General features: G+C 63.0%; 11 protein-coding genes and 2 pseudogenes. 5 read left to right on the top strand and 8 right to left on the bottom strand.

Features of this window, described 5'->3' with window-relative positions; translation table 11 throughout:
• Positions 1-83 precede the first annotated feature (83 nt).
• The 6 genes from BSY239_RS16425 to BSY239_RS16400 form a co-directional block, all read right to left on the bottom strand.
• Entirely contained in the window at positions 84-737 is a 654-nt protein-coding gene (locus tag BSY239_RS16425) for a cupredoxin domain-containing protein (RefSeq protein ID WP_069047735.1), read from the bottom strand.
• 20 nt (positions 738-757) lie between these two features.
• Positions 758-1,234 (bottom strand): group I truncated hemoglobin, encoded by a 477-nt coding sequence (locus BSY239_RS16420; protein ID WP_069047734.1) that lies wholly within the window; start codon positions 1,232-1,234, stop codon positions 758-760.
• Between the two features lie 23 nt (positions 1,235-1,257).
• Entirely contained in the window at positions 1,258-2,205 is a 948-nt protein-coding gene (locus BSY239_RS16415; RefSeq protein WP_069047733.1) for a DUF3034 family protein, read from the bottom strand.
• A gap of 244 nt (positions 2,206-2,449) precedes the next feature.
• Positions 2,450-3,466: a catalase family peroxidase gene (locus tag BSY239_RS16410; RefSeq protein WP_069047732.1), complete on the bottom strand. Its 1,017-nt coding sequence runs from the start codon at positions 3,464-3,466 to the stop codon at positions 2,450-2,452.
• Between the two features lie 47 nt (positions 3,467-3,513).
• Positions 3,514-4,407, bottom strand: a complete 894-nt coding sequence (locus BSY239_RS16405) for a dienelactone hydrolase family protein (RefSeq protein WP_083240025.1) — start codon at positions 4,405-4,407, stop codon at positions 3,514-3,516.
• 75 nt (positions 4,408-4,482) lie between these two features.
• Positions 4,483-4,944, bottom strand: a complete 462-nt coding sequence (locus BSY239_RS16400; RefSeq protein WP_069047731.1) for a MarR family winged helix-turn-helix transcriptional regulator — start codon at positions 4,942-4,944, stop codon at positions 4,483-4,485.
• Between the two features lie 426 nt (positions 4,945-5,370).
• On the opposite strand from BSY239_RS16400, the gene BSY239_RS16395 reads away from it, so the two are divergent.
• From BSY239_RS16395 to BSY239_RS16385, 3 genes are all read left to right on the top strand, one after another.
• Entirely contained in the window at positions 5,371-6,648 is a 1,278-nt protein-coding gene (locus BSY239_RS16395; protein WP_069047730.1) for a PQQ-dependent sugar dehydrogenase, read from the top strand.
• Between the two features lie 95 nt (positions 6,649-6,743).
• A complete protein-coding gene (locus BSY239_RS16390; protein ID WP_069045213.1) occupies positions 6,744-7,058 on the top strand; it encodes a c-type cytochrome in 315 nt (104 codons plus the stop codon).
• 21 nt (positions 7,059-7,079) lie between these two features.
• Positions 7,080-9,194, top strand: coding sequence for a TonB-dependent receptor family protein (locus BSY239_RS16385; RefSeq protein ID WP_069047729.1), 2,115 nt, complete (start codon positions 7,080-7,082; stop codon positions 9,192-9,194).
• Positions 9,195-9,228: 34 nt separating this feature from the next.
• On the opposite strand, the gene BSY239_RS16380 is transcribed toward BSY239_RS16385, so the two are convergent.
• Positions 9,229-9,651, bottom strand: coding sequence for a Fe2+-dependent dioxygenase (locus tag BSY239_RS16380; protein ID WP_083240024.1), 423 nt, complete (start codon positions 9,649-9,651; stop codon positions 9,229-9,231).
• On the opposite strand from BSY239_RS16380, the gene BSY239_RS16375 reads away from it, so the two are divergent.
• On the top strand, positions 9,637-10,188 hold the full coding sequence (locus BSY239_RS16375) for a universal stress protein (protein WP_069047728.1): 552 nt from the start codon (positions 9,637-9,639) through the stop codon (positions 10,186-10,188). The two genes, BSY239_RS16380 and BSY239_RS16375, sit on opposite strands and share 15 nt — an antisense overlap.
• Before the next feature lie 411 nt (positions 10,189-10,599).
• Positions 10,600-11,220, top strand: a pseudogene (locus tag BSY239_RS22175) (transposase); the annotation flags it as partial.
• A gap of 58 nt (positions 11,221-11,278) precedes the next feature.
• Here the strand turns inward: BSY239_RS22175 and BSY239_RS16365 are convergent.
• Positions 11,279-11,545: pseudogene (locus BSY239_RS16365) on the bottom strand (IS3 family transposase); the annotation flags it as partial.
• Positions 11,546-11,552: the final 7 nt, after the last annotated feature.

Raw genomic sequence — 11,552 nt, 5'->3', positions numbered from 1 at the left:
GCGGAACGCATTTAACGGAAATGAAATGATTTCCCTACAGACTGCGTTTCTTCGTTCGTTATTGTGAGTGGTGCGCGTCACATTCACGGCCGACGCCGCCGTGGTTGCACCTGCGTGGGCAGGTTCAACGCCGTGACCGGCGTGATGTTGACGGCCATGGGAGGCCCTTCGATGAGCTGGTCGGCATGGACCACGCGCACTTTGGCCGCGCCCTCGGGAACGCCTTGCACCGTGGCCATGCCGTTGGCGTCGGTCTGCAGTGTCCATGGGGAATCGGCCACGAAGATGAAGCCGCGCATGGAGCCATGCAAGTGGCAGCCCAACTGGAATGCGCCGGCCTTGGTCAGCGTTACGTCGGCGCTGGACGGCTCCTTGCCGTCTGCTTTTCCGTCCAGTCTCAGTTCGAATCCGGGCTGCGTGCCCGCATTCAGCGAGGCCAGGCCGGCGGGGGTGCCCCGCACATGGTGTTCCCACGAGTCCTGGTTGGTGAAGGTCACTTTGGAGCCCACCGGCAGCACCACAGTACCCGGCAAGAACTGCATCTTCTGCTGGTTGATGACGGTGGAGACCGGTGCCGGTGCGGCCGGCTTGGCGCCTGCGCCCGGTTCGATGACCACCACCGCGTCGGCCAGCGGTTTGCCGTCGCGCCCGAGCACCGTCACCTGCACGGTGGCGGCCTGGGCGGCCAGGGGAAGCAAGGCGGCGATCAGCCAGGCGGTGGTGAGCGAGCGTGTCATGGTCGGGACTGGTCGGTGGTTCAGCGAACGGTGATCACGTCGCGGTGCATCGGGGCCAGCAGGGCCAGCATCTGGTTCTGGCGGGTGAACGGAATGCCGCGCGCGTCCATGGATTGCTGCAGCACCTCCACCAGCGCGTTGAACTGGGCGCGGGTGGTGTCCCGGTCGGCGTGTGCGGTCTTCATGTCGGGGCCCTTGTAGACGCAGGGGCCACCGGAGAGCTGGCAGAGCTGGTCGCTCAGCGACTTGGCGAGGTTGTTCAGGTTGGTGTCCGTGAACTGGTGACCAATGCGCGGATCGGCCTTGAGGCGAACCACGAAGTCGTCCATGAGGCTGCGGATGCCGGCTTCTTCGCCAAAGGCCTGGTACAGACCGGCGGCGGGTGTCACCGGGTAAGCGCTGGCGGCAGACGGCGCGGGTTTCATGGACTGGGCGAGCGTGGCGCCGCTGGCCAGGGCGAACAGGGTGAGGGCGGTGGCGGTGATGAGGTGTTTCATGGTGAGACTCGAAAGTGAAGGGTTCAGAACGCGATCTGGGCCGAGACGTACACGCCGGTCTGTTTGCGCCCGCTGGTGGTGGCCGGCACGATGCGGCCCAGGTCCACGTAGGCGGCGGTGATGGACACGTTCTTGCTCGGCGCATACGCGATGAAGATGTCCTTCCAGTCGTCGGCGCGCAGGCCGTCGCCCAGACCGGCGGCCTGGCCGGCGCGCTGCAACTTGTTGGGCATGGCGCGGTATTCAACACCCACAGCGAGCTTGCTGTTGATCAGGTACGCCACCGAAATTTCCGGCTGCAGTTCGTAGCCGTTGTCCGCGCCGCCCAGCGTGGCGCCAAAGCCGAGCAGGCCGCCCTGGTTGGCCTGCGTGGCGCGCAGCGTGCCGTTGACCAGGATGCCTTGCGCCAGAAAAAGTTTGGTGGCGCTCACATACACGTCGGTGCCGCTGCGTTTGGCGCCGAGTGCGCTGAGCGTGCCGTCCAGACCCGACGACTGCAGGTGCTTGAACTGCACGCCCACGGCGATCTGCGGCATCAGGCTGTCGCTGTCGAGCACGGCGTCGCCGGCCACGCGCAGCTTGGCGCCCACGATGTCCTGCTTCAGGTGCAGGCCCGGCAGCCCCAGCATCGTGCCGGTGACACCGGTGTCGAAGTTCTGGTGACCCAACGAGAGTTCGACGCGGTCGTGGATGCCCACAGCCACGCCATACGCATTGAGACCGTAGTCCCGGGTCACGGCGCGGCTGGCGTAAGCCGACACGCCCACTTCGCCTTCGGTGGCCTGGCTGCCAATCACGGCCCACGGCGAGATGCCGCCACCAGCAGCGCCTTCGACGCTGCTCACACCGCCGGTGAGCAGCAGTTTGCCGGTGTCGGCGTGCGCGGGAACGGTGGTCAGTAACGCGGCGGCTGCGGCCAGGGGCAGCAGGCGCGCTGCCGTGGAGAAGGGGTAGGTTTTCAGGACGGGCATGGTGAGTGAAGCGAGGGTGTTGACGGGATTCCCGGTGAAGGGACGGTGTTGCCTGACCGTCTGGATACGCTTTGCCGTATCCATCAGATTCAAGTGGCAGATCTCAGGAGCTGCCTTTAACTTTGCGACGTGACGGAGTTCACATTTGCCTTGAACAGAAAGCCTGTTGAGGGAGCGGCAGACATGCGCTCCTGAGTTCGGTTCCTGCGTTGATTCGCTGGTTTTTCACCAGTGTTCAGGCGCGTCACTGTTTAGCACCTTCCACCAATCGCCGTCCCAAGGACACGGCGTAGGGTGCAGCACGGGCAGCGAGCATGGGGTCTGCTGAAGGTTCGATACCTTTGGGCAAGACCATCGGGTTGTAGTTCACAGTCACGCACGGTCCAGTCGAATCGGCAGACACCGTTTTTATGACCAGTCTGCCAAGGGTGACCTTTTTTCGATCGTCCGGCAGCGGTGTGACGGCACTGTCGATCTTGTCACCGGTCTGTGCCAGCTGAAGATTGAAATCAAAGGCCACCTCACCCGCTTTGACGCGCTGTCGAATGTCCTCAATCAGGAAATCCGAACCTTTGGCCTTGGCTTCTTCGTCTGTCAAAGATTGCGTGCCATCAACAGGTTCAAAAATCCATTTGCCGAACTGTTTTTTGCCCGCGGAATCGACGAAACCAAAGGCGTGCACACCCCAGTAGTTGACCTTGGCAAAACTGGCAGGCACTGGTTGACCAGCGAAATACTTGCCCTGCATCAACACTTCGGGGTTGGCATCGGCAAAAGCTTTTACCTTCTCAGGGTTGGGCTTCTTGGTCTCAGCGTCAGGCGCCAGCGACTCCAGGCGGGCCAGCATTTGTTGCGGGGTAGCGGCACCAAAAATGGGCGCAGAAATGTTACCCATTTGCCAGCGCTCCCCGTTGGGCAAGTCAAACTCGACCGCCATGTTGCGCTGGCTTCTGGCGTTGTCGGGCGCCTTGGGATTGCCACCGCCCATTGAGAACCGAACGGTCACTGGCACTGGCTTGCCGCTGAAAGCGGACGCAACCGACAGGGCGCGACCTTGAGCGCTGCCCACGAATTCGCCCGCCGCGCACACACCCTTGGCACCCGATCGGCGAAAGCCTTCAAACTTGCCACCAGCAGTCTCAAACGCATTGACCATGGTGTTGGGGTCAACCTGCGCTGCTGAAGGCAGTGCCCATGCCGCGACTGTCGCAGCAGCCAACATGGGAAGGACGGGTTGAATCGTGCGAAGAACGTGTTTCATGGAAGTCTCCTGTGCTGGGTTTGTTTGCACGAGCGTCAAATGGGTTTTCAGACCCGGTACTTTTTCAGCCAGTCGTTGGCCAGCTTCTGGGCGTAGGTGGCAGCGGACTTGTCGTAGCTGGGGCGGTAGTCGGCGTTGAAGCCGTGGTCGACGTTCGGAAACACCACGATCTCAGAGCCGCTGCCGCCTTTGTTGATCAGGCCTCGCATCTTGGCGATGGTCTCCTGCTTGACGAAGGCGTCGATGCCGGAATACAGGCCCAGCACCGGCACCTTGATCTGATCGGCAAAATCGATCGGGTCTTCAGGGCGCAGCTCGGGCGCCTTCAGGCCCTCCAGCAGCCCGTAATACGCCACGGCCGCATTCAGCTTGCTGTTGTGCCGCGCGTAGACCCATGCCGTGCGGCCACCCCAGCAGTAACCCACCAGCCCCGTGCGCTGGGCGTCGGCTTTGCCGCTGGCGCGCGCGAAGGCCAGGGTGGCATCGAGGTCGGCGCACACCTGGGCGTCGGGCACTTTGGAGACCACCTGCGAGAGGATCGTCGGAATGTCGGTCATCTTCGACACGTCGCCTTGGCGTGCGAACATTTCCGGTGCAATGGCGTAGTAGCCCTGCTTGGCATAACGCCGGCACATGTCTTTGATGTGCTCGTGCACGCCAAAGATTTCCTGCACCACGAGGATCACCGGGAACTTGCCAGGTCCTGCGGGCATGGCCCGGTAGGCGGGCATCTTGCCGTCGGCCACAGGTACGCTGACCTCGCCAGCCACCAGGCCCTTGCTATCGGTGACGATGGCCTGGGCCAGCACCGGATTGGATGCCAGGGCGAAACCCGATGCGAGAGAGGTCATGACGAAACCACGGCGCGAGGGGTGGGCGGATGCGGCTTGAGGGGGGTTCTGGAAGTCGATTGGCTTGAGGCCATAGTCCATCAGTTTCATGAAAGCTCCTGGGTTGGTGGGGGTTGCGGGGGTGGAAACAGCTTTGAGCTCGGAACGCGCTGCGCGCCTTGCTCTTCAGGGGGATTGGGTCAGCGCCGCACGCAATACCTGGAGCTGAGCGGTCAACGCTTTGCGTTGCTGGAGCGAGCACTGCGTTGCGCATGCGGCCTGGGCATAGACGGCATGGGCACGCTTCTGGAGAGCTTTGCCTGCGGGTGTGAGGGAAATGATCACCGAGCGTTCGTCTTCCACGCTGCGTTCCCGCTGCAGAAGACCCTGGGCGACCAGCTTGCGCACCAGTGGGACCAATGTGCCGGCGTCCAGTGCCACTGTTTGTGCCAATGCGCCGGCCGTGAGTTGTTTGTGTTCCCAGAGCGCCATCATGACGACGTACTGAGGGAAGGTGAGACCCAGGGGCGCCAACAGCGGCCGGTAGGTCTTGCTCATGGCCAAGGACGCGGCATACAGCGCAAAGCACAGCTGGTTGCCGAGGAAAAGAGCGGAATCTTCTGGGGTGACTGACTTGGTCTTGGTCATGGAAAGAGAGGTCCTGAGAATCTTTTGTAAAAGTGTATTGAATCAAAGACATCTGTCTATAGAGGGCTACCACAGTGTCACAATTTGTTGACACTGACGTTTTCCAGTTGGTAGTCAGATTGAGGGGAGTGGCCATGAGAGCGCTGTGCCAGGATTCAACCGAGGCGTGCCCTACACACGCGAAACCAATCTGAACCGCGGCAGATTCAAGTCGTTATCGTCCGACCAGAAGAGCAGGAAGAGGCTTCTTGAGCACACCTGAACACATTCACGCGCCCATGCGAATAGCACGGTCTTCGACAGGTTCGATCTGTGCAACAGTCAAATCCCCCACCAACTTTGGGAATTGCAAAGCGCCCCGGTTTCCCTTGAGAATGATTTTCTCGAAACGTTACTTTCGAGATTTAAATCACACAGAGGAGACATATGAAAAGCAAGAAACTGTTGCTGGCCTTGATGGCCTGCGGCCTGGCCACCAGCGCGCTGGCCCAGGCCGGCAAGGACAACCTGGCCACGCTCAAGCAGATGAAGGTCTCAGGCGTCGACCTGAACATTCCACCGGTCCCGCAGGAAGGCAAGAACGCCGATGCGATCCGCGCCAACCTCAAGGCCGTGAAGCTGCCCCCGGGCTTCAAGATCGAGCTCTACGCCGTCGTCCCCGACGCGCGCCACATGGCGGTGGCCCCCAGCACCAACATGCTCTTCGTGGGCACCCGCAAGACCCGCGTGTGGGCCGTGACCGACCGCAACGGCGACGGTGCGGCCGACGAGGTCAAACCTTTCGCGCCGTCGCTCAACTTCAAGGTGCCCAACGGCGTGTGCTGGACCAAGGATGGTTTCCTGGTCGTGGTCGAACACAACCGCGTGCTCAACTTCCCCGCCGCCGAGTTCTTCTACGAGGGCCCGGACGTGGCGGTGATCGAGGTGGTGCCGCAGGGCGGCCTGATCCCGGTGGAAGAGGAGTCGTTCAACCATGGCGCGCGCACCTGCCGCGTGGCCGACGACGGCATGCTGTATGTGACCCTGGGCCAGCCGCACAACGTGCAGCCCGCGGGCAAGGTCGACCTGTACGACAAGCTGGGCATCGGCGGCATCGTGCGCATGAACGCGTTCGACGGCTCCAAGCGCGAGGTGTTCTCGCGCGGCATGCGCAACTCGGTCGGCATGGACATCAACCCCAAGGACAAGACGGTGTGGTGGACGGACAACCAGACCGATGGCCTGGGCGATGACGTGCCGCCGGGTGAGCTCAACCGTTCCACCAAGGTCGGGGAACACTTCGGCTACCCCTACTGGAACGGCAAGTACAAGGTGGCCGGTTCACCCGCCGCGCCCGACCTCAAGGACATGAAGGAGCCTGCCAACGCCGTGTTCCCGCAGGTGGAGTTCCCTGCCCACCAGGCGCAGTTGGGCATGACCTTCTACAACGGCAAGCAGTTCCCGGCCAAGTACCAGGGCGGCATCTTCGTGGCCTCGCACGGCTCGTGGAACCGCAGCCAGGCCACCGGCGCGCTGATCAACTTCATTCCGCTCAACGCCAACGGCACGGCCGGCAAGTCCGAGGTGTTTGCCGAGGGCTGGCTGGACGGCAACGGCGTCTACAAAGGCCGCCCGGTGGACGTGGCGCCCATGAAGGACGGCTCGCTGCTGATCTCCGACGACTACGTCGGCGCGATCTACCGCGTCACCTACTCGGCGAACTGATCGGGCCAACCAGCAGGACCTGGCCCGGTCCCTGGCGCCAGGCGACCCGCGCGGGTCGTCTGGCGCCCTTTCACGTTTGAACGGACTCCCTTCCCATGCGAATTTCCCTCCTGATCGCCGCCGTGCTGAGCGTGGGCGCCGCGCACGCCGCCGACCCCGTGGCCGGCCGCACCAAGGCCAACGCGGCCTGCGCGGTTTGCCACGGCCCGACCGGCATGTCCATGATGCCCAACGCGCCTCACCTCGCGGGCCAGCCCGCCATCTACCTGGTCGAACAGCTCAAAAACTACCGCAGTGGCAAACGCCCACACGAAGTGATGGGCGTGATCGCCAAACCCCTGACCGACGCCGAGATCGAAGACCTCGCCGCCTGGTATTCGTCACTGCAGATCAGCGTGCAAGCGCCCTGACACCCCGGACCCCGCCCCACCATGCACATCCGTACCCTGGCACTTTTTCCGTTGGCCGCGTTGCCCGCGCTGCTGCACGCCCAGACCAACCCCGCACCGCCCGAGTCCGACGGCGGATCGCTCGCACCGGTGGTCATCACCGGCAGCGGCTCGGCCGAGCAACGCTGGCGCGGCGCCGCCACGGTGGACGTGGTCGACGGCACCGAATTGCGCGCCGGCCAGCTTCAGATCAACCTCTCCGAAGGTCTTGCGCGCGTGCCGGGTCTGGTGATCCGCAACCGCGAAAACTACGCGCAGGACCTGCAGGTCTCCATCCGCGGCTTCGGCGCGCGCTCCACCTTCGGTGTGCGCGGCGTGCGCCTGTTTGTCGACGGCATCCCGGCGAGTGCGCCCGACGGGTCGGGCCAGGCGGCCAACTTCCCGCTGGGCAGCGCCGACCGCATCGAGGTCGTGCGGGGACCGTTCGCCGCGCTGTACGGTGCCTCCAGCGGTGGGGCCATCCTGGCCTACACGCAGAACGGCACCCGCCCCGGTGAACTGCGCGTGGGCGCGGCACTCGGTGCCAACGGTCTGTGGCGCCTGTCGACACAAGCCACTGGCCAGACGGGTACCGCAGAAGCCCCCGGCTGGTCGTACACGCTGGACGTGGGCAAGTTCGCCACCGACGGTGCACGTCCACAGTCGGCGGCGCACCGCAGCACAGCCAACGCCAAGCTCTCGCGCGCCCATGACGGCGGGCGGACCACGCTCGTGTTCAACCGGCAGAGCGCATTTGCACTCGACCCGCAGGGCCTCAGCCGAACCCAGTTGGACGCTGGTACTCCGCTGACAACGCCACAGGCGATCCAGTTCAACACCCGCAAATCGGTCTCTCAAACGCAAGCCGGACTGGCCTGGGATCAAGCACTGGGCAACGGTCACAAGGTCGAGCTGATGGGTTATGCCGGGCAACGTCGGGTGATCCAGTTCCAGTCGATCCCGCCCGGCGTCCAGGGCGCCGCCGGCAGTTCGGGCGGCGTGATCGATCTGGACCGGGACTACTGGGGTTTCAACGCGCGCTGGCGCCTGCAACGCGAATGGCAGGGCGGGCAACTCGACCTGAGCGCCGGACTGGCTGGCGAGAGGCAGACCGACCTGCGTCGAGGCTATGAGAACTTCGTGGGCGGCACGGTCGGTGTGCGGGGAACATTGCGCCGCGAGGAGACCAACCAAGCCACAACGCTGGACCCCTACGTGCGCGCTTCGTGGCAGAAGGCAGACTGGACACTGGAAGGTGGATTGCGGCGCGTCAACGCGCGCTACGCGTCTTCCGATGCGTTTCTGACCAATGGAGACCAGAGCGGTGGCGTGAGCTTCAACGGTTACTTGCCGGTCGTGGGCGTGCGCTGGCAGCTTGCCCCTCAATTGCAGGCGTTTGCCTCCACGGGGCGCGGTCTGGAAACCCCCACGCTCAACGAAGCCGCGTATCGCAGCGACGGCGGCGCAGGCCTCAACACAGACCTCAACGCTTCACGCAGCACCAGCACCGAGATTGGTCTGCGGGGCCGCAACGCAGCAGGTCTGTGGAACGCAACGCTGTTCGACATCCGCACCCGCGACGAGATCGTCTCGGCGGGCACCATCGACGGCCGTGCGACCTTCACCAATGGCGGCAGCACAAAGCGCCAAGGTCTTGAGCTGTCGGCCGAGTACGGCATGGGCAATGTCACGCTGACCGGTGCCTACACCTACCTGCGTGCGCGCTACGGCAGTGGCACCGCCAGCATCCCCGCCGGCAACCGCATGCCAGGTCTTCCAGAACACCAGTTCTTCTCGCAGCTGGCTTGGGCTCCGGCCTTCGCATCTGGCATCGGAGGTGTGTTCACGCTGGAAGCGCGGCACACCGGCAGCGTGTTCGCCAACGACGCCAACAACCGCACCACCGCGCTGGCCGAAAGTCACACCCTTTTCGGTATCGGCGCCCGCTTCGAACAAACCACCGGCGCCTGGACCTGGCGCGAGTTCGTGCGCATCGACAACCTCACCGACAAGAAGCACGCAGGCTCGGTGATCGTCAACGACGGCAACAGCCGCTTCTTCGAATCCGGTCTCGGCCGCTCGGTCTCCGCTGGCGTCGAGCTGACGCGGCACTTCTAAGTGCCAACGCTGATCCATACTGAAGCCCGCTCTCTCAGCACTCTGACCAGCGCCTTAGCAGGTTGTTGTAGAGCCCGGTGAGGCGCACCAGCGCCGGGTCGGTTTCGCCGCATCGCTGGCGCAGGTCCATCAAGGCCTGGTCCATCTCGTGCAGCTGGCGCCGGCATTCGGTGTCTTTCACCACGCTCTGCATGAACAGGTAGCAGGCGTGCTCGCCGCGTGTGACCGGCTTGACCTCGTGGATCGAGCCCGACGGGTAAATCACGAGGCTGCCGGCGGCCAGCTTGATGTGCTGGTTGCCGTGCGTGTCTTCGATGTGCAGCTCACCACCGTCGTAGCTGGCGGGATCGCTCAGGAACAGGGTGGCCGAGATGTCTGTGCGCAGCGCACTGCCGTCGGGTAAATAGCGCAGCGTGCTGTCGGTGTGCCAGCCGTAGTGGCTGTGCGCCAGCGCCATGGGGAACTCGAGACGACGCTGGCGGAGCTTCAGGGCGATGTTCGCCTGTTCGTGCTGGGCCGTCGCGGCGCTTCCGCGCAGGCCAGCCAACGAGACCTGGGGCGCAACCTGGAGTGGGTGGTCCGCTCGGTGAACAAGCCGGTGCTGGCCGTGCCGGATGAGTTCCGTGAACCCAGCCGTGTCTTGTACGCGTTTGATGGCTCCAGCGTGACCCGCCAGGGCATCAAGATGATTGCCGGAAGTCCGCTGCTCAGGGGTCTACCCGTCCACCTTCTGTTGGCGGGGAAGCCGCAAATCCAGGGGCCGAAGCAGATCGAGGAGGCCCGCAAGGTGCTGGAGGCGGCGGGCTTCCAGGTCTCGACGGAGGTCCACCTGGGTGAGCCAGAGACCGTGATTTCCGAGGCGGTGAAGTCGCAGCAATGCGACCTCTTGGTCATGGGTGCCTACAGCCATTCGCCATGGCGCAGCCTGTTCGTGGGGAGCAAGACAACCGACTTGCTGCGCTCGGCTGCGGTGCCCACATTGCTGCTCAGGTGAGGCCAGGACGCTTCAACTAAACCATCGATCGAGAAGTTCAGACCTAATTCGAACGTCAGCACCTCCCCCGACATCGGACGTTCAACTAGGCAAACGGCAGCTGTCTGCACGAGTCAATGGAGGTCGACATCGCGCACTGGAGGTTCGCTCACAAAGGACGGCTTTCGCTGCAAAACGCCTTTTCAGCCTAAGGCGCAACTAGACGGAAACTGCCAAACGGAGTTCCTAAGGCTTGGGCGGGTGACCACTCTTGCTGTGCAAGTCAAGCTGTAATCTGCGATTCCGCCTCTCGCTTGCCAAGGGCCAGACGCTCCAGGATTTTCGGAACCCTCGAAGCCCGAGTGTTGATTCATCAGCACAACTGAGCCAGCGGGGATGCGGCTAAAAACTTGGACTACCTGGAGGTAGTTCATGTATTCCTACGAAGAGCGAATCCGAGCCGTCAAGCTCTACATCAAGCTTGGCAAGCGCCTCAGGGCGACCATCCGCCAGTTGGGCTATCCGACCAAGAACTCCCTCATTGGCTGGTACCGGGAGTACGAGCGTAGCGAGAACCTGCGAGTCGGGTATTCGCGATCAGGACAGAAGTATTCCGATCAGCAGAAGCATGCGGCGGTCAAGCACTACCTTGATCACGATCGGTGCATTGCTTCGACCATGCGGGCATTGGGATATCCCGGTCGGGAGTTACTGACCAAGTGGATTGATGAGCTGCACCCCGAGGTTCGCTACCGCATGGTGGGCCGGGCACCGAACATGCTGTACCCGGACGCGATTAAAAGTGCAGCGGTGATTGAGCTCTGCACCCGCAAGACCAGCGCACAAGAAATCGCCCAGAAGCTGGCGGTGTGTCGGCCTACGCTGTACAACTGGAAAAACCAGTTGCTCGGCCGCGAGGTGCCCGCATCCATGAAACGTCAAAACAATTCACCGCCAGTGCCGGATGCTGCTGAACTGCAGCGCCAAGTCGAGTCGCTTCAACAGAGCATTCACCGTCTTCAGCTTGAACATGACATCTTGAAGAAGGCCAATGTGAACCGCCCCGGGTTTGAACTGACCTCCAGAAGTTGGACGGTTGCGATCCCGCCAATCAGGCGGTGTTTCTCAGCCGGTATTCCACCGGGCTGAGTCCTTGCAATCCGAGCTTGATGCGCTCGTGGTTGTAGTAATGGATGTAGTCATGCACGCCCGCTTCGAGTGCCGCGATGCCGTCATGCATCTCAAGATGGTAGTACTCGGCCTTGAGGGTGCCGAAGAAGCTCTCGATCACCGCGTTGTCAAAGCAGTTCCCTCTGCGACTCATGCTCTGTTTGACTCCGTGATGCGCAAGCATCGCGCGGTACGGCTGCATCTTGTAGTGGGCG

Source organism: Hydrogenophaga sp. RAC07, from assembly GCF_001713375.1.
GTDB lineage: Bacteria > Pseudomonadota > Gammaproteobacteria > Burkholderiales > Burkholderiaceae_C > Hydrogenophaga.
This window is presented reverse-complemented; position numbering and strand designations above follow the sequence as displayed.